The following is a 17956-nucleotide window of genomic DNA, read 5'->3' as shown; positions in this document are numbered from 1 at the left end:
TCGGCGCCCGCCGCGAGGAGCCGCGACATGAGCCCGCGGCGCGCAAGCCGGTACGGCTCGTTCGACCCGGGCATGACCGACCGCGTTCGGCATCGTCGCCCGAGCGACGAGAACGCGGCTCGCGCGGTTCGGCACGGCCGCGATCCTCATCGGAGTACTTGCGGTGCAGGTCATCGCCGCCGTGCAGACCGCGATCGTGGTGCGCAGCGGCCTGCAGGAGCGAGGTGAGTCGGCCCTCTACCTCGCCGCGCTCGTCGCGGGCACGTCGCTGGTGATCCTCGTCGGCGTGCTGGTGATGCTGCTCATCGCCCGGGCCCCACGCGCCGGCGCGGTGATCGGACTCAGCATCGCGGCCGTGGCGTTCGGACCGTGGATCAACGGACTCGTCGTGCCGTTCGGCACCGGCCCCGTTGCCGGCATCGAGGTCGGCTGGCTGCTCGACCTCACCCGCTGGATCACTCCCGTGCTCGTCGGCGCGGCCATCGCCTGGGGCGGCATCAATACGATCGGGCGCGTCGTCGCCGCCGCATTCGGCCTCCTCGCCCTCTGGATCGCACCCGCGCTCATGACCGCGATCTCGAACGCCGTCGGCAGCCGGGTCCTGGCGCGATACCCCTCGGAGATGCTCGACTACTGGGTGGACGTCTTCGGCATGGCCATGACGATTCCCAGCCTCGCGCTCCCACTCCTCATCGTCGGCGTCGCGGTCGCCGCGGTCGGACTCGTCGGCCGCGCGATCGTCACGCGACGTCGCACGGCTGCGGCCCGCGACGAGCCTTTGCCACGATGATCGGATGACCGCACAGCCGCCCGCCCTCGTCGGCGTCTCGCACGGGACCTCCTCCGAGGCGGGTCGGACCGCCGTGCGCTGGCTGCACAAGGCCGTCGCCGCGGCGGTCACGACGAGGCATCCGGATGCTCCGCCCAGCGTGCGACTCGGACACGTCGACGTCGAGCAGCCCGACGTGCCCGCCACGCTCGCATCCCTCGAACCCGGCGAGCCGGCCGTCGTCGTGCCGCTCCTCCTCTCAGCGGGCTATCACGTGCACGTCGACCTCGCCGAGGACGTGGACGCCGCGGCATCCGCTCGGCCCGTGACGCTGGCTGGTGCGCTCGGTCCCGACGACCGGCTCGCGCGGGTGCTCGTCCGACGCCTCGGCGAGGCGGGGCTCCGCGACGACGATCGTGCCGTGCTCGCCGTCGCGGGGTCGAGCGACCGACGCGCGGTCGACGACTGCCATGACATGGCGAGACGGCTCGCCGCGGCATCCGGTCGCGAGGTCTCGATCGGCTTCCTCTCGTCGGCCGAGCCGCGGCTCCCCGATGCCGTCGCCGCAGCGCGCACGGGTGCGACACCCAGCGCCCGCGTCGTCGTCGCGAACTACCTGCTCGCGCCCGGATACTTCGACGACCTCGCGCGCTCAGCCGGCGCCGACGTGACCGCGCGTCCGTTGCTCGTCGCCGAGCAGGCCCCACCCCGGGAACTGGTCGAGCTCGTGCTCGAACGGTACGCCGCGGCATCCGCTCGCCTCCGCTGACAGCCCGGCGGCGCGCAAGCCGCATGTCACGACGCGACGCCGTGTGACGGAATGCGACACGACGTGACCGGGCATGACACGGCCCCCTGTCGGGGGTCGCCCTCCTCGCATAGCTTCGACCGAACACGCACGGAGCACATTCCGCACCGGCAAGAGGAAGGAGGGCGTCGTGACCATCACCACCCCGAGGGCGACGGATGCCGCGGCAGCGCGCCCGGCGCGCCCAGCCACGCGTCCGCACGGCCAGTGGAAGATCGACGGCAGGACCCCGCTCAACGCCAACGAGCAGTGGAAGCAGGAGGACGGCGGTCTCGCCGTGCGCGAACGCATCGAGCGCATCTACGCCGCGGGCGGATTCGCGAGCATCGACCCGACCGACCTGCACGGGCGCTTCCGCTGGTGGGGCCTCTACACGCAGCGCAAGCCCGGCATCGACGGCGGCAAGACCGCCACGCTCGAGCCGCACGAGCTCGAGGACGAGTTCTTCATGCTGCGCGTGCGCATCGACGGCGGACAGCTCACGACCGGGCAGCTGCGCGTGATCGGCGAGATCTCGACCGAGTTCGCGCGCGACACCGCCGACCTCACCGACCGGCAGAACATCCAGCTGCACTGGGTGCGCGTCGAGGACGTGCCCGAGATCTGGCGCCGCCTCGAGGCGGTCGGGCTCGGCACGACCGAGGCGTGCGGCGACGTGCCGCGCGTCATCCTCGGCTCGCCCGTCGCCGGCATCGCGGCCGACGAGCTCATCGACCCGACGCCCCAGATCGACGAGATCACGAGCCGCTTCATCGGCGACGAGTCGCTCGCGAACCTGCCGCGCAAGTTCAAGTCGGCCATCACCGGGCACCCCAGCCAGGACGTGGTGCACGAGATCAACGACATCGCGTTCGTGGCCGTCGAGCATCCCGAACTCGGTGTCGGCTACGACCTCTGGGTCGGCGGCGGCCTCTCGACGAGCGCGCATCTCGCGGTGCGCCTCGGCGCCTGGGTCGCTCCCGAACAGGTGGCCGACGTCTGGCTCGGCGTCACGTCGATCTTCCGTGACTACGGCTACCGACGACTGCGCAACAAGGCCCGCCTCAAGTACCTCGTCGCCGACTGGGGCGCCGAGCGCTTCCGCGAGGTGCTCGAGACCGAGTACCTGGGCGCCCCGCTCCCCGACGGGCCAGCGGCTCCGCAGCCGCCCACCCAGGGCGATCACGTGGGCGTGCATCGGCAGAAGGACGGCCGCTACTACATCGGCGTGACCCCGTTCGTGGGCCGGGTCTCGGGGTCGACGCTCACGGCCATCGCCGACCTGCTCCATCGATACGGCTCCGGCCGCGTCCGCACGACGCCGCACCAGAAGCTCGTGCTCCTCGACATCGAGGCGCAGCACGTCGAGCAGGTCGTCGCCGAGCTCGACGCGCTCGGCCTGCAGGCGCGGCCGAGCCTGATCCGCCGCGGCACGATCGCGTGCACGGGCATCGAGTTCTGCAAGCTCGCCATCGTCGAGACGAAGCAGACCGCGACGAACGCGGTCATCGCCCTCGAGTCGCGGCTCGCCGGGCTCGAGCTGCCGCATCCCATCAGCCTGCACGTGAACGGATGCCCCAACTCGTGCGCCCGCATCCAGATCGCCGACATCGGCCTCAAGGGGCAACTGCTCCCCGACGGCGACGGCGGGCAGACGCCCGGCTTCCAGGTGCACCTCGGCGGCGGCCTCGCCTCGGCGACGCGCGAGGAGGCCGGCACCGGCCGTACGGTTCGAGGGCTCAAGGTCACCGCCGACGGGCTCGCCGACTACGTCGAGCGGGTCGTGCGGCGATTCATCGCCAACCGCGACGCGGCCGCCGATGAGACGTTCGCCGAGTGGGCGCACCGCGCCGACGAGAAGGCCCTGCGATGAGCGCCCGCAACCTCGGATCCGGTGGTCAGGTGGCGAGCGGCACCCTCGGTGGTCGAGGAGCGAGCGCCGGCGAGCGTCTCGAGACCACCCTCGCCGAGACCCGAAGCGCCGACGAGCTTCGCGCCCTCGCGCAGGCGGGCGCCGCGCTGCTCTCGCCCGAGGGCGGCCGCGAGGCATCCGCCGACGAGGTCGTGGCCTGGGTGGCCGAGAACTTCGCGACGGATGCCGCCGCCGTCGCCTGCTCGATGGCCGACGCCGTGCTCCCGCACGTGGTCGCCTCGCGTCTGGCGGGTGTCGACGTGCTGTTCCTCGACACGGGGTACCACTTCACCGAGACGCACGTCACGCGCGACGAAGTCGCCAATGCGCTGGACGTGCGCGTCGTCGACGTGCTGCCCGAGCAGACGGTTGCCGAGCAGGATGCCGAGTTCGGCGCGGAGCTGTTCGCCCGCGATCCCGGGCTCTGCTGCGCGCGCCGCAAGGTCGCTCCCCTGCAGCGCGCGCTCGGCGGCTACGAGGTGTGGTTCACGGGCGTGCGCCGCGAGGAGGCACCGACCCGCACGAACACGCCGCTCGTGACCTACGACGAGCGCAACGGGCTCGTGAAGGTGAACCCGCTCGCGGCGTGGACCTTCGACGAGCTCCTCGACTACGCGGGCGCGCACCAGGTGCCCGTGAACCTCCTGATGTCGCACGGCTACCCCTCGATCGGGTGCGAGCCGTGCACGAAGCCCGTCGCCGCGGGCGAGGATCCGAGGTCGGGTCGCTGGGCCGGCCTCGCCAAGACGGAATGCGGGTTGCACCTGTGAGCGAGATCACGACCACCACGAGCACGGTCGCGGAAGCTCGCCCGAGGCTGTCGGCGCTCGACACCCTCGAGTCCGAGGCGATCCACATCATCCGCGAGGTCGTCGCCGAGTTCGAGCGGCCCGTGCTGCTCTTCTCGGGCGGCAAGGACTCGGTCGTCGTGCTGCACCTCGCCGCGAAGGCGTTCTGGCCGGCGCGCGTGCCGTTCCCGGTGCTGCACGTCGACACGGGCCACAACTTCCCCGAGGTCATCGACTTCCGCGACCGCACGGTGGAGCGCTTCGGCATCCGGCTCGAGGTGGCATCCGTGCAGGACTACCTCGACGACGGCCGCGTGCAGGAGCGCGCCGACGGCACCCGCAACCCGCTGCAGACCCAGCCGCTCCTCGATGCGATCGCCGCGGGCCGGCACGACGCCGTCTTCGGCGGCGCCCGCCGCGACGAGGACAAGGCGCGCGCCAAGGAGCGCATCCTGAGCCTGCGCGACGAGTTCGGCCAGTGGGACCCGCGCAACCAACGCCCCGAGCTCTGGGACCTCTACAACGGCCGGCACACGGTCGGCCAGCACGTGCGCGCGTTCCCGATCTCGAACTGGACCGAGCTCGACGTGTGGCGCTACATCGAGCGCGAGGGCATCGAGCTGCCGCCGCTGTACTACGCGCACGAGCGCGAGGTGTACCGCCGCGACGGCATGTGGCGCGCGGTCAGCCCCGTGTCGCCGCCGCGTGCCGACGAGCACGTGGAGCGCCGCACCGTTCGGTACCGCACCGTGGGCGACATGAGCTGCACCGGCGCCGTCGAATCGGACGCGGCATCCGTCGCCGAAGTCGTGCGCGAGGTCGCCACGTCGACCCTCACCGAGCGCGGGGCCACCAGGGCCGACGACCGCATCTCTGAGGCCGCCATGGAGGACCGCAAGAAGGACGGATACTTCTGATGACCCACGCCACACTGCCCGACGACCGTCCCACCCCCCGAGTGTTAACGTCCGGCGCGAGTGTTAACGATGGGTCGGTATCACTCGGCGCTGGCGTTAACACTCGGCGCAATGAGAGCACGCTGTTCCGCTTCGCGACCGCCGGCTCGGTCGACGACGGCAAGTCCACGCTCGTCGGCCGCCTGCTGCACGATTCGAAGGCGATCCTCGCCGACCAGCTCGAGTCGGTCGCCCGCACCTCCGCCGAGCGCGGCTTCGGCGGCGAGCCGGGTGCCATCGACTTCGCCCTCCTCACCGACGGCCTGCGCGCCGAGCGCGAGCAGGGCATCACGATCGACGTCGCCTACCGCTACTTCTCCACCGGTCGCCGGTCGTTCATCCTCGCCGACTGCCCCGGCCACGTGCAGTACACACGCAACATGGTCACGGGCGCCGCCACCGCCGACGCCGTCGTCGTGCTCGTCGACGCGCGCAAGGGCGTGCTGGAGCAGACTCGCCGGCACCTCGCGGTCGTGCAGCTCCTGCGGGTGCCGCACGTCGTCGTCGCCGTGAACAAGATCGACCTGCTCGGCTACGACGAGGCCGCCTTCGCGGCGGTGGCGACGGATGTCTCCGCGCTCGTGCGCGACCTCGGCCTCCCCGAGGCGCACGTCATCCCGGTATCGGCGCTCGCGGGCGACAATGTCGTCGAGCGGTCGGCGAACACGCCCTGGTATGAGGGTCCGGCGCTCCTCGAGCTGCTCGAGACGCTGCCCCCGCTCGACGAGCTCGAGTCCGACCTCGAGGCGCTCCGGATGCCGGTGCAACTCGTGATCCGCCCGCAGGGAGCCCTGGCGCACGACGTCGCCGACCCTGTGTCGTACCGCGACCACCGCGCGTTCGCCGGGCGCATCACGTCGGGCACCGTGCGCGTCGGCGACGAGGTGCAGGTGTTCCCGGGCGGCGCCACCACGACCGTCGTCGGCATCGACGCGGGACCGGTGGCGCTCGAGGCGGCGTCGGCGCCGCAGTCGGTGGCCCTCCGTCTCGCCGACGAACTCGACGCGGCGCGCGGCGCGGTGATCGCGGCATCCGGATCACTGCCCGCTGCCCGCAGCGAGCTCGACGCCGCCGTCTTCCAGCTCGACCCGCGACCCCTCGTGCCCGGTGCGCGCGTGCTCGTGAAGTCGGGCACGTCGACCGTGCAAGCGCTGGTCACCGCCGTGCACGGCCGCCGCGACCTCGCCACGCTCGCGCTGGAGCCGGCCGATCGGCTCGACGTGAACGACATCGGACAGGTCGCCCTGAGGCTCGCCGCCGAGCTGCCCGTCGAACCGTACGCCGAGCATCGCCGGGCGGGCGCGTTCCTCGTGATCCACCCGCAGGACGGCGCGACCCTCGCGGCCGCCATCGTGAGCGGGCCCACCTCCACCACCGCCAGCACCGCCACCACCACCGAAGGAGCAGCAGCATGAACGCCACATCCCGCGCCCGTTCCCGCCTGGGCCTGGTGGGCGGCATGATGCTCGCCGCCGCGATCGTCGCGGCAGCCGTGCTCGCCCTGAGCGGGTGCGCGCCGCAGGCGGCCGCTGGCCGGGCGGCCGAGGCATCCGCCGGGACCGGCCCGGCCGACGAGCTTCGGCTCGGGTACTTCGCGAACGTCACGCACGCGCCCGCACTCGTGGGACTCGAGGAGGGACTCTTCGCCGACGCGCTCGGCGACACGAAGCTCACCACGCAGGTCTTCAACGCGGGGCCCGCCGCGATCGAGGCGCTGTCGGCCGGCGCGATCGATGCCACGTACATCGGCCCGAACCCGTCGATCAACACGTTCATCCAGTCTGCCGGCCAGTCGGCGCACATCGTCGCGGGCGCAGCGATCGGCGGCGCGGCGCTCGTCGTGCGCGACGGCATCGACTCGCCCGCCGACCTCGAGGGCACCACCCTTGCGACCCCGCAGCTCGGCAACACGCAGGACGTCGCCCTCCGCTCGTGGCTCGCCAGCGAGGGCTTCGCGACCGACACGACGGGCGGCGGCGACGTGCACATCACGCCCACCGAGAACGCGCAGACGCTCACGCTCTTCCAGCAGGGGGGCCTCGACGGCGCCTGGCTGCCGGAGCCGTGGGTGTCGCGCCTGCTCGCCGACGGCGGGCGCGGGGCGCATGTGCTCGTCGACGAGGCCGACCTGTGGCACGTCGGCGCGTTCCCCACGACGGTGCTGCTCGTGCGCGCCGAGTTCCTCGCCGAGCACCCCGAGACGGTGCGTGCGCTGCTCGAGGGCCACGTGGCATCCGTCGCCTGGCTCGATGATCACGCCGACGAGGCGCCCGCCGCCATCAATGCCGCCCTCGAGGCCGAGACGGGCAAGCCGCTCGCAAACGAGGTCATCAGCCGCGCGCTCGAGCACGTCACCTTCTCGGTCGACCCGCACGCCGAGACGTTCGAGACGCTCGTCGCGAACGGGCTCGAGGCCGGCACGCAGAAGGACGGCTCGATCGACGGGCTCTTCGACCTACGGCTGCTGAACGAGCTGCTCGAGGAGGACGGCACCGAGCCGGTCTCCGCGGGCGGCCTCGGCGAGGAGTAGGAGCCACCATGAGCTCGCAGACGGCCGACCACACCGCCATCCGCATCGAGCGGCTCGGCAAGCGCTTCGGCGCTGGCCCGCTGGTGCTCGACGACGTGAACCTGTCGATCGAGGCGGGCGAGTTCGTCTGCCTGCTCGGGGCATCCGGCTGCGGCAAGTCGACCCTGCTCAACCTCATCGCGGGCCTCGACCGCCCGACGGCCGGAACGATCGACGTGCCCACGCAGGGCGCTGCCGTGATGTTCCAGGAGTCCGCGCTCATGCCGTGGCTCACGGCCCGGCAGAACGTCGAGCTCGCCCTCCGCCTGCGCGGCGTGCCGCGCGCAGCCCGACGCGGCGGGGCGCTCGAGCTCCTCGACACGGTGAATCTCGCGGATGCCGCGGAGAAGCGCCCGCACGAGCTCTCCGGCGGCATGCGCCAGCGCGTCGCACTCGCCCGCGCGCTCGCGCAGGACCGGCCCGTGCTGCTCATGGACGAGCCGTTCGCCGCGCTCGACGCCATCACGCGCGACCTCCTGCACGAGGAGCTCGAGCGTGTGTGGCGACGCACCGGCCGCACGATCGTGTTCGTCACGCACAACGTGCGCGAAGCGGCCCGGCTCGGACAGCGCGTGGTGCTCATGTCGAGCCGCCCGGGCCGGGTCGCCGGCGAGTGGCGCATCGCCGAGACCGAGGGGCGCCGCATCGAGTCGCCCGAGGTCGCGGCGCTGTCGATCGAGATCACCACCCAGCTGCGGAAGGAGATCCGCCGAAATGCCGCATGACGCCCTGCTCGAGGAGCCGCCTGGCGCGACAACCCACCCCGAGAACGACGACCTGCGCAGCCTCGAGGCCGGCCTCGACCGGCTGCAGACCGACGCCGACCGGGCCCCGAACGCGTGGCGCCGGTTCACGACGAGCGTCGTGCCGCCCATCGTGTTCGTGCTCGCGCTCATCGCCGCGTGGCAGCTCTACGTCGTGATCACCCAGCCCCGCCCCGACCTCGCGCCCGGTCCCCTGGAGGTCGCCGCCGCGATCGGCGGGGCGTGGGAGTCGGGCCGCCTGCAGCTCGCGGTGGCCACGAGCCTGGAGCGGGGCGTGCTCGGCTTCCTCATCGCCGTCGTCGTCGGCACCCCACTGGGGCTGCTGCTCGCCGAGGTGAAGCCGCTGCGCCGCGCGATCGGCCCCATCATCTCTGGCCTGCAGGTGCTGCCGTCGGTCGCGTGGGTGCCGGCCGCGATCATCTGGTTCGGGCTCACGGATGCCACGGTCTACTTCGTCGTGCTCATGGGCGCCGTGCCGTCCATCGTGAACGGGCTGATCTCGGGCGTCGACCAGGTGCCGCCCCAGCTGCGCCGCGTGGGCACCGTGCTCGGCGCCGGACCCGGCCGGCTCGCGACCCTCGTGGTGCTCCCCGCCGCGCTGCCCGGATACGTCGCCGGGCTCAAGCAGGGCTGGGCGTTCTCGTGGCGGTCGCTGATGGCCGCCGAGATCATCGCCGTGGGCGGCACGATCGGCTTCGGCCTGGGCTCGATGCTCGACCAGAGCCGAGAGCTCGCCGACCTCGCGGGCGTGCTCGCGACCATCCTCGTGATCCTCGCGATCGGCATCCTCATCGAGCTCGTGGTGTTCGCCCCGCTCGAGCGACGGATGCTCCGCCGGCGAGGACTGCTGCAGGGAGGTGCGCGATGAGCGGCACCGTCGCGCCGAACGGCACCGTCGCGCTCGTCGGCGCCGGACCGGGCGACCCGGGCCTCCTCACCATCCGGGGACTGCGCGCCCTCGAGGCCGCCGACGTGATCGTGGCCGACCGGCTGGGTGCCCGCGCGGTGCTCGACGGGCTCGCCGCCGCGGGCGTGGAGCTTCGTGCCGAGGTGATCGACGTCGGCAAGCTGCCCGGCCATCACGCCGTGCCGCAGGACGCGATCAACGAGTTGCTCGTGACGCTCGCCCGCGACGGCAGGCGCGTCGTGCGCCTCAAGGGCGGCGACCCGTACATCTTCGGACGCGGCGGCGAGGAGCTCGTGTTCTGCCGCGACCACGGCATCGACGTCGACGTGGTGCCGGGCATCACGAGCGCGAGCTCTGTGCCCGCCATCGCCGGCATCCCGCTCACGCACCGCGGCCTCGCGACCACGTTCACCGTGGTCACCGGCCACGACCAGATCCGGTCCCTCGGCGGCGGAAGCGACCACACGGTCGTGCTGCTCATGGGCATCGGCACGCTCGCGAACTCCGCGATCACCCTCGCCCGCGGCGGGCGCGGCGGCGGATGCCCCGTCGCCGTCATCGAGGACGGCTACGGGCCGCGCCAGCGCGTGACCATCGGGACGCTCGACACGATCGCGCTGCAGGCGGCGCGGCGCGGCATCCGCTCGCCCGCCGTCGTCGTGGTCGGCGACGTCGTCTCCCTCAGCCCGTATGCGCCCGAGGCGCTCGAACCCCGCCGAAAGGCCACCACCCGATGACCCTCTCCCTCCGCGTCGCGATCGTCGGCGCCGGCCCGGCCGGCATCTACGCCGGCAACATCCTGCACCGCCAGGTCGCCGAGGCCGGCGGCGAGGTCGCGATCGACCTGTTCGAGTCGCTGCCCGCGCCATACGGCCTCATCCGCTACGGCGTCGCACCCGATCACCCGCGCATCAAGGGCATCGTCACGTCGCTGCACGAGATGCTCGACGCGGGCACGATCCGCCTGATCGGCAATGTCGAGGTGGGCCGCGACGTGACGGTCGACGAGCTGCGCGCGCGGTACCACGCAGTCATCCTCGCAACGGGCGCGCTCAAGGATGCCCCGCTGGAGATCCCCGGCATCGACCTGCCCGGCTCCTTCGGCGCGGCCCACTTCGTCGCCTGGTACGACGGCCACCCCGACGTGCCGCGCGACTGGCCGCTCGAGGCCGAACAGGTGGCGGTCATCGGCAACGGCAACGTCGCGCTCGACCGCACGCATGCTGGCGAAGCATCCGAAGGACCTCGTCTCGACGGATGTCCCGGCCAACGTGGTCGCCGGCCTCGAGGCGTCGCCCGTGACCGACGTGCACGTGTTCGGCCGCCGCGGACCGATCCACGTGAAGTTCACGCCCATCGAGCTGCGCGAGCTCGGCGAGGTGCCCGACGTCGACGTGATCGTGTACGACGACGACTTCGAGCGCGCCGCCGGCGACCCGCACGCCGAGCAGCTGCACGCCTCGAACAACCAGGTGAAGGTCATTTCCCGCACGCTGAACGGGTGGCGCGCTTCGGCGAGTTCGTCGACCGGCTCGGCGGCCGATCGCACCGCGTCGCGTCGCCTGCACCTGCACTTCCTGCACGCACCCGTCGAGGTGCTCGGCGCCGACCGCGTCGAGGGCGTGCGCTTCGAGCGCACCCGCCCCGTGGGCGACGGCTCGGTCGAGGGCACAGGCGAGTTCGTCGACGTGCCCGTGCAGGCCGTGTACCGCGCCGTCGGCTACGCGAGCTCGCCTGTGCCGGGCGTGCCGTTCGACGAGCGTCGTGCGGTGATCCCGAACGACGGCGGCCGGGTGACGGATGCCTCGGGCGCACCGATCCCCGGCGTCTACGCGACCGGCTGGATCAAGCGCGGCCCGGTGGGCCTCATCGGCCACACGAAGGGTGACGCGCTCGAGACCGTCACGAACCTGGTGGCGGATGCCGCAGCCGGCGCGCTGCCCGCGCCGCAGGTCGACGCGGGGCCAGACGGCGGCGAGGTGCTCGAGGTGCTCGAGACTCGCGGCATCCGCTTCACGACCTGGGCCGGATGGCTCGGGCTCGACGCGCACGAGCGCGGCTTGGGTGAGGCGTGGGAGCCGACGGATGCCGCGTACGCCGACGTCGCACGCGAGCGCGTGAAGGTCGTGCCGCGCGACGAGCAGGTGGAGATCTCGCGGGCCGGCGCGCTGGTGGGGTCGTGACGTACGTCATCGCGCTGCCCTGCGTCGACGTCAAGGACCGCGCGCGCGTCGACGAGTGCCCGGTCGACTGCATCTACGAGGGGCGAGCGCTCGCTCTACATCCACCCCGGAGAGTGGCGGCGGTGGCGGTGCGGGCGTAGCGCCAGTGCGCGCTCAGCGCGTTCGCCGCTCGGCGACGAACCGCACGACGCGCTCGTAGAAGTCCTGATGCGCCCGCGTCACGGCCGCGTCGTCGAGCAGGCCGGGCGTCTCGGCGGCGGATGCTGCGAGCCGCGCGCGGAGCACGGCATCCCCGTCGAGGCGGCGCAGCGCCGACGCGAGCGCATCGACGTCGCGAGGCGGCACGAGCAGTCCGTTGACGCCGTCGGTGATCCACTCGGCGGGGCCGCCCTCGTCGGCGGCGATCACGGCGCGCCCGGCGGCGAGGTACTGCAGCACGTTCTGGCCGAGCGGTTCGGGGCGGGTCGACGCCTGCACCGCGACATCCCACCCGGCGAGCAGGGCGTCGATGTCGCCGACGTGTCCGAGGAAGTCGACCTGCTCGGCCACGCCCAGCGTTTCGGCCGTACGGCGGAGCTCTTCGAGGTGCTCCTCGTGGCCGAAGGGCGCATCGCCGGCGAACTGCAGGCGCACCTCACCGTCGCCACCGAATGCGCGAGCGAACGCGGCCAGGAGCAGGTGCTGCCCCTTCCACGGGTCGATGCGCGCGAGCATTCCGACGTGCCGGACGGGGCCCTCGGACCGGACCGCCGACGCCCCGCCGACGCGCAGCCCCGACGCACTCGGAATGACCTCGGCGATCACACCGGATCGCAGGTACCGGCGAGCCGAGTCCAGCGTGGCGCGGGAGTTCGCGATCGCGCCGTCGGCGCGCGGCAGCACGACGCGCACCATGAGCGCGTGACCCGACCGGCCGAGCGCCTCGGGGTCGACGAGGTCGCGCAGGTGCACGACGAACGGCTTGCGCGACCAGCGCGCGGCAAGCGCGCCGTAGGCGGCCGCGCGTGCCGTGTTGGCGTCGATCAGGTCCGCGGTCGCGAACGCCCGCGAGCACCGCGTCGCGATGGCCTGGGCCACGACGCGTGCACCCACCGAGACCGCCGCTCGCAGCCCGCCCGAACTTGCACCGGCAGGTTGGCGCACTCCCGACATCCGTCGCGGAATTCGGGTTGGCACCGCGTCGTACACGCCGACGCTGCCGCCGGGCGACCGCGCGAGCAGGAGGTACGGCCACCAACCCGGCTCGGCCAGGAGCATCCGGAACAGTGCGTATTCCGCTCCGCCGCCGACCGTGGTGTGGTCGAGGTGCAGCACGCGCAACGTCACGCTCGGCGCCCCACGGTGCCTGCGGATGCGGCACCCCAGCGCGGCGGGAAGCTGTACTCGGCGGCCTCCACGGCCTCACGGTAGGCCGCGATCTCGGCCCGAGGCATGCCGAACAGTGCCCGCGCGAGTTCGGCGAGCGCGGGCACCTCCTCCCGGGCCATCTGGCGGTACGCCTCGTCGTCTTTGCCCTGGGGGTCGATGATGTCGTCGTCGCCGGCGCCGGCGATGCGGTTGTCGGCGATGGCGAATACGCGCGCGCGCAGCTCGGCCAGCGAACGGGGGGCAGGCCACTCCGGCAGCGCCTCGGCGACACGGCCGGCCTCCCGGATCGTGAACGTTCGCGCCAGCGCCCCGGGCACGAGCGCCAACACGCTGTCGCGCTGGTCACTCGACGAGACGAGCACGAGGTCGGCGGTACGGACGTACGCCTCGGTGACCTTGGCGGCCCGATGACGCGACCCGTCGGCGCCGAGCGCTTCGGCGATCACCTTCGTCCGCCGACCCATCCGAGAGCCCACCGGCGCACCGAGACCGGCGCTCGTGACGCGCACGTGCTCGGCGGCGCCCTTGGGCAGGTACCACTCCGCCCACCGCTCGAGCAGCACGGCACCCAGCGCCGAACGATTGACATTGCCCTCGCAGACGACGAGCACCGTGAACACGTCGCGATCCACCGCGTCACCCTCCTGCCCGCCGCTGGTCCGCGCCCACTGCACGGATAGGGTTTCATTGAAGTCTACGAGGGAGGTGAGGTGCGCTCACTCAGGGTCTCGCACAGCGCGGTCGTCGATGAGTGGCGCGGTCGCGAACGCGCGCTCACCGCGCTCGGCGTCGACGTCACGCTGCTCTGCGCGAAGGAGTGGCACGCCGGCGGCACGCCCGTGCGCCTCGAGCCTCGCGCCGGCGAACGCTTGATCGGAGTGCGCACCTTCTGCAACCACCCCGCGCTCTTCGTCTACGACCCGCGTCCGATCTGGCGAGCGCTCGGCGAGCGCTACGACGTCATCGACGTGCACGAGGAGCCGTTCGCCCTCGCCACCGCCGAGATCCTGCTGATGCGCGCCCTTCGGCGTCACGCGCGGCGCACGCCCGTAGTGCTCTATACCGCCCAGAACCTGCGGAAACGCTACCCCGTGCCGTTCCGCTGGCTCGAGCGATGGGCGCTGCGCGCGGCATCCGGCATCTCGGCCTGCAACGCCGAGGCGGCCCGCATCGTCGAAAACAAGGGGTTCGCCGGGCGTGCGCGGGTGATCCCGCTCGGGATCGACGCGTCGCGGTTCACGCCAACGGATGCCTCGCTCGCTGAGCCTGTCGAAGCGAGCCCTGTGGGCGACGAAATCACCGTGGGCTTCCTCGGTCGCCTCGTGCCCGAGAAGGGCGTGCTCGTGCTGCTCGACGCCATCGCCCGCGACCCCCGACTGCGGCTCCGGATCGCCGGTTCCGGACCCCTTGCCCCAGAACTGGGGGTGCGTGCTGCCGCGGCGGGCATCGCCGACCGTGTCGAGGTCGTGGGGCCGATCGATCCCGACGTCGTCGTCGACTTCTACCGCACGCTCGACGTGCTCGCCGTGCCATCAATGCCAACGCCGTCGTGGACCGAGCAGTTCGGCCGCGTCGCCGTCGAGGCGATGGCGTGCGGCGTGCCGGTCGTCTCGAGCGACGCAGGGGCGCTGCCGGACGTGGTGGGCGGCGCGGGCGTCGTGGTGCCGGCCGGCGACACCGCGGCGCTCGCGGACGCGCTTGTACAGGCGGGCGGGGCACGGGCCTCTTGGCTCCGCGCGAGCGGGCTCGAGCGCGCAGCGACGTGCTCGTGGGATGCCGTCGGTCGCCAGTACCTCGACCTCTACCGAGCGGTGCGGCACGAAGCATCCGTCGCCGATCGGAGCGCCGATACCGCTCGCGGCGTGGAGGTGATCGTGGTCGCCTACGGCGCGCCAGAACTGCTGCGCGGCGCACTCGAACCCGTCGCATCGCTCCCAACCACAGTCGTCGACAACTCGTCGCTGCCCGAGATCGCCGCCCTCTGCGCCGAGCTCGGCGTGCGCTACCTCGACCCGGGCCGCAACGGCGGCTTCGCTGCCGGCGTGAACGTCGGGCTCGCCGACCGGCTGGTGCCGGGCGCCGACATGCTGCTCCTGAACCCCGACGCGACGATCTCACCCGACGACATCGGCGTGCTCCAGCGGGCACTGCGCGCACGCGACGACCTCGCGAGCGTCGGCCCGGCGCAGGTCGACGAGCACGGCAATGTCGCCCGCGTCGACTGGTGGCTGCCGTCGCCGAGCGGCACCTGGCTCGAGGCGCTCGGGCTCGCCAGACTGCGCCGCGACCCGTCATACGTGATCGGCTCGGTGCTGCTGCTGCGCGCCGAGGCGCTCGACCAGGTCGGCGGGTTCGACGAGCGCTTCTTCCTCTACGCCGAGGAGGCCGACTGGGCGTACCGCGCGCACCGGCTCGGCTGGAGCCACGCTGCCGTGTCGCAGGCGCGCGCGGTGCACGTCGGCGCGGGAACCGGCGGCGACCCGCGGCGACGGGAGGCGCACTTCCACGCGTCGCAGGAACGATACCTGCGCAAGCACTACGGCCCACTCGGCTGGCAGTGGGCGCGGCTCGGCCAAGTGGTCGGCGCGACGGCGCGTGGCATCCTGCTGTCCGGGGACCGGTCTCGCGCCGCCCGGCGGCGCGCGGCGCTGTACCGGCTGGGGCCGGTGCGGGTGGAGTCGCGCTTCCGGCGAGAGGCGGCTGCCGTCAGCGGTCACCGGGTGCCGGTCCGGCGAGTGGCGCTCGTCTCATCGTCGTACGCACCGCATTTCGGTGGTGTCGAAGAGCACGTGCGTCAGGTTGCGCACGAGCTCTCGAAGCGAGCCGACACTGAGGTCGAGGTGTGGACCGTCGACCGAGGCGAGCACCTCGGGGTTCGTGACGTCGACGGCGTCACGGTCCGATACCTGCCGACGCCCCTGCCGGCCCGCAACCTCCGTTCGATGCTCGCGCTGGTGCGCGATGTGCCGCTGGCCTGGGTTGCGTGGTCGCGAGCTCGGCGATCGTTCCGGCCCGAGTTGCTGCACGTGCACTGCTTCGGACCGAACGGCGTCTACGCGGTTGTGCTCGCGTGGCTGTGGAGACTGCCGATCGCAGTCACCTCGCACGGCGAGACCTCTGCCGACGACCATGGCGCATTCGCACGGTCCGCCCTCCTGCGGCGTTCGCTGCGAACGGCACTGGCCCGTGCGCGATTCGTCACCGCGCCATCCGAGTGGGTGCTCGATGAGCTGCGCACCTCATTCGGCCTGCGCGATGGGAGCGTGGTGCCGAATGGCGTAGTCGCAGAAGTCAGCCATCCCGACTCGCCGGTCGACCGGCTCGCCGCTCTCGACGGCCCGCGGCGCTTCTTCGCCGCGGTCGGACGACTCGGTCCCCTCAAGGGTTTCGATCTGCTGCTCGACGCCTTCGCCAGCGCCGGGCTGCCTGAGGACACCCGGCTGCTGATCGGCGGCGACGGCCCCGAGCGCGGTGCCATCGAGCGGCGGATCGCTGATCTCGGCCTCACCGGCAGGGCGGAGCTGCTCGGGCGTCTTGACGCCGGCCAGGTGGCTCGTGTGATGGAGCGGTCGATCGCCGTCGCCGTCCCGAGCCGCCTCGAACCGTTCGGCATCGTCGCCCTCGAGGCGTGGCGTGCCCGGGCGGCGCTCATCATGACCAACCGTGGTGGGGGTCCCGAATTCGTGCGCGACGGCATCGACGGTCTCCTCGTCGATCCCGTCGATCGCGACGCCCTTGCGAGCGCGTTGCGCCGGGTCCACGACGATGTCGACCTGCGAGTGCGGCTCGCGCGCGCCGGCTCCGCCCGGGTGTCGGAGTTCAGCTGGGCCCGCGTCTCCACCGCGTATCACGCACGCTACAGCCTCGGATGACCCCGGCGGCCGGTCATCCGACCGAGCGCCACACCCGTGCGTGATTTCGCGCCGAGGCGTCCCAGGTGAACCCGGCAGCTCGCGCTCGCCCGGCAGCCACGAGCGCGGTGACCGCCGAGTCATCGCCGGTGACGGCGAGGAGCCCCTCGGCGATACCGGCGCCCGTGGGTTCGACGAGCACAGCGGCGACACCGGCGACCTCAGGGAGGCTGCTCGTGCGGGCGGCGACCACGGGGACGTTCGCGGCCATCGCCTCGAGCACAGGCAGGCCGAACCCCTCGTAGAGCGAGGGCACGACGACGGCTGCCGCCCCGGCGACGAGGCCGGGCACGAGCCCATCGGCGACGCGGCCGAGCAACTGTGTGCCAGGCATCCCGTCGAAGAGTGCGGTGCGTCTCGGATGAGGGGGGCCGCTGAGCACGAGCGTGAGATCCGGGTGATTCCGATGCACGAGCGGCCATGCCTCCGCGAGCGCCGGCAGATTCTTGCGACTCGACGCCCCGCCCGCATGCAGCACGAAGCGCTCGGGCAGCCGCAGTGCCGCTCTCTCGGCCTCAGCCAAGGGCGCGGCATCGAAGAACGCGTCGTCGATGCCGTTGTGCACGACGTACGGGTCGCGGATGCCGAGGAGCTCGACGGCCTCGTTCGCGCTGAACTCCGACACGCAGATCACGGCATCCGCTCGACGGGCCTCCTCGGCCGCGGCGGCGACCGGAGGCGACTCGTCGGGGAATCTCCATGCGACGACGTCGTGGATCGTGATGACGTCCCCGTCGGGGGCGGGCGGGAGCTCGAGGTTCATTCGGTGGGTGACCGTTTCGCCCGAGAAGAGCATCCGGCCGAGCTGCCGGCGTATCGCGAGCGAGGCGGCTGTGACGGCTCCGAACGGGAGACGGCGGTTTCCGGGCAGGGAGGATGACATCGAACGGAACACCGCCCTGCGGACGCCCCAGCCATCGCCGAGCGCTTGCGCGGCGCGCTCAGCAATGCGTTCCTGGTAGACGGACGCGCCCATGGGCGCCGCGGTCGCGACGGTTGCGATGGTGAGCAACGACGGAGCGGGGCGCGATCGGTCGTCTGC

Annotated in this window: 14 protein-coding genes and 2 pseudogenes; 13 read left to right on the top strand and 3 right to left on the bottom strand. The window is 72.5% G+C overall.

What is annotated here, in order from left to right; genetic code table 11:
• The first annotated feature begins 163 nt into the window (after window positions 1-163).
• From IEX31_RS15785 to IEX31_RS19065, 12 genes and pseudogenes are all read left to right on the top strand, one after another.
• Entirely contained in the window at window positions 164-790 is a 627-nt protein-coding gene (locus IEX31_RS15785; RefSeq protein ID WP_188744363.1) for a hypothetical protein, read from the top strand.
• A gap of 4 nt (window positions 791-794) precedes the next feature.
• Complete coding sequence (locus IEX31_RS15780; protein ID WP_188744362.1) at window positions 795-1538, top strand: sirohydrochlorin chelatase; 744 nt, start codon at window positions 795-797, stop codon at window positions 1536-1538.
• A gap of 169 nt (window positions 1539-1707) precedes the next feature.
• The gene (locus IEX31_RS15775; RefSeq protein WP_308423551.1) at window positions 1708-3429 is read left to right on the top strand and encodes a nitrite/sulfite reductase; all 1722 of its coding nucleotides are present in this window, start codon (window positions 1708-1710) and stop codon (window positions 3427-3429) included.
• Window positions 3426-4238 (top strand): phosphoadenylyl-sulfate reductase, encoded by an 813-nt coding sequence (locus IEX31_RS15770; RefSeq protein WP_188744361.1) that lies wholly within the window; start codon window positions 3426-3428, stop codon window positions 4236-4238. The genes IEX31_RS15775 and IEX31_RS15770 overlap by 4 nt, the downstream gene beginning before the upstream one ends.
• Window positions 4220-5173: a sulfate adenylyltransferase subunit CysD gene (gene cysD / locus IEX31_RS15765; RefSeq protein WP_188744360.1), complete on the top strand. Its 954-nt coding sequence runs from the start codon at window positions 4220-4222 to the stop codon at window positions 5171-5173. The genes IEX31_RS15770 and cysD overlap by 19 nt, the downstream gene beginning before the upstream one ends.
• Window positions 5173-6627, top strand: coding sequence for a sulfate adenylyltransferase subunit 1 (locus tag IEX31_RS15760; RefSeq protein ID WP_188744359.1), 1455 nt, complete (start codon window positions 5173-5175; stop codon window positions 6625-6627). Before cysD ends, IEX31_RS15760 begins: the two co-directional genes overlap by 1 nt.
• On the top strand, window positions 6624-7742 hold the full coding sequence (locus IEX31_RS15755; protein ID WP_188744358.1) for an ABC transporter substrate-binding protein: 1119 nt from the start codon (window positions 6624-6626) through the stop codon (window positions 7740-7742). The genes IEX31_RS15760 and IEX31_RS15755 overlap by 4 nt, the downstream gene beginning before the upstream one ends.
• A gap of 8 nt (window positions 7743-7750) precedes the next feature.
• Window positions 7751-8506 carry an ABC transporter ATP-binding protein gene (locus IEX31_RS15750; protein WP_188744357.1) on the top strand — a complete coding sequence of 252 codons (756 nt, stop codon included), beginning with the start codon at window positions 7751-7753 and terminating at the stop codon, window positions 8504-8506.
• Window positions 8496-9413 carry an ABC transporter permease gene (locus tag IEX31_RS15745; protein ID WP_188744356.1) on the top strand — a complete coding sequence of 306 codons (918 nt, stop codon included), beginning with the start codon at window positions 8496-8498 and terminating at the stop codon, window positions 9411-9413. Before IEX31_RS15750 ends, IEX31_RS15745 begins: the two co-directional genes overlap by 11 nt.
• Window positions 9410-10189, top strand: a complete 780-nt coding sequence (cobA, locus tag IEX31_RS15740; protein WP_188744355.1) for a uroporphyrinogen-III C-methyltransferase — start codon at window positions 9410-9412, stop codon at window positions 10187-10189. Before IEX31_RS15745 ends, cobA begins: the two co-directional genes overlap by 4 nt.
• Window positions 10186-11635: pseudogene (locus tag IEX31_RS15735) on the top strand (FAD-dependent oxidoreductase). Before cobA ends, IEX31_RS15735 begins: the two are co-directional and overlap by 4 nt.
• A pseudogene (locus IEX31_RS19065) lies at window positions 11632-11749 on the top strand (ferredoxin); the annotation flags it as partial. The pseudogenes IEX31_RS15735 and IEX31_RS19065, both read left to right, overlap by 4 nt.
• 39 nt (window positions 11750-11788) lie before the next feature.
• Here the strand turns inward: IEX31_RS19065 and IEX31_RS15730 are convergent.
• Entirely contained in the window at window positions 11789-12961 is a 1173-nt protein-coding gene (locus IEX31_RS15730) for a glycosyltransferase (protein ID WP_188744354.1), read from the bottom strand.
• The gene (locus IEX31_RS15725; RefSeq protein WP_188744353.1) at window positions 12958-13635 is read right to left on the bottom strand and encodes an arsenate reductase/protein-tyrosine-phosphatase family protein; all 678 of its coding nucleotides are present in this window, start codon (window positions 13633-13635) and stop codon (window positions 12958-12960) included. Before IEX31_RS15725 ends, IEX31_RS15730 begins: the two co-directional genes overlap by 4 nt.
• A 78-nt stretch (window positions 13636-13713) precedes the next feature.
• Here IEX31_RS15725 and IEX31_RS15720 point away from each other — a divergent pair, with 78 nt between their 5' ends.
• On the top strand, window positions 13714-16875 hold the full coding sequence (locus IEX31_RS15720; RefSeq protein ID WP_188744352.1) for a glycosyltransferase: 3162 nt from the start codon (window positions 13714-13716) through the stop codon (window positions 16873-16875).
• Between the two features lie 13 nt (window positions 16876-16888).
• Here the strand turns inward: IEX31_RS15720 and IEX31_RS15715 are convergent, their stop codons facing one another.
• Window positions 16889-17926: a glycosyltransferase family 4 protein gene (locus IEX31_RS15715; RefSeq protein WP_229662413.1), complete on the bottom strand. Its 1038-nt coding sequence runs from the start codon at window positions 17924-17926 to the stop codon at window positions 16889-16891.
• Between the last annotated feature and the right edge of the window lie 30 nt (window positions 17927-17956).

This window comes from Agromyces bauzanensis (assembly GCF_014645655.1).
In the GTDB taxonomy this organism is placed as follows: domain Bacteria; phylum Actinomycetota; class Actinomycetes; order Actinomycetales; family Microbacteriaceae; genus Agromyces; species Agromyces bauzanensis.
This window is presented reverse-complemented; position numbering and strand designations above follow the sequence as displayed.

Bases quoted from the DNA above. Each gene is read 5' to 3' on its own strand.
- IEX31_RS15780 (WP_188744362.1), top strand. From the start codon at position 795: ATGACCGCACAGCCGCCCGCCCTCGTCGGCGTCTCGCACGGGACCTCC.
- IEX31_RS15760 (WP_188744359.1), top strand. From the start codon at position 5,173: ATGACCCACGCCACACTGCCCGACGACCGTCCCACCCCCCGAGTGTTA.
- IEX31_RS15750 (WP_188744357.1), top strand. From the start codon at position 7,751: ATGAGCTCGCAGACGGCCGACCACACCGCCATCCGCATCGAGCGGCTC.
- IEX31_RS15770 (WP_188744361.1), top strand. From the start codon at position 3,426: ATGAGCGCCCGCAACCTCGGATCCGGTGGTCAGGTGGCGAGCGGCACC.
- cysD (WP_188744360.1), top strand. From the start codon at position 4,220: ATGCGGGTTGCACCTGTGAGCGAGATCACGACCACCACGAGCACGGTC.
- cobA (WP_188744355.1), top strand. From the start codon at position 9,410: ATGAGCGGCACCGTCGCGCCGAACGGCACCGTCGCGCTCGTCGGCGCC.
- IEX31_RS15745 (WP_188744356.1), top strand. From the start codon at position 8,496: ATGCCGCATGACGCCCTGCTCGAGGAGCCGCCTGGCGCGACAACCCAC.
- IEX31_RS15755 (WP_188744358.1), top strand. From the start codon at position 6,624: ATGAACGCCACATCCCGCGCCCGTTCCCGCCTGGGCCTGGTGGGCGGC.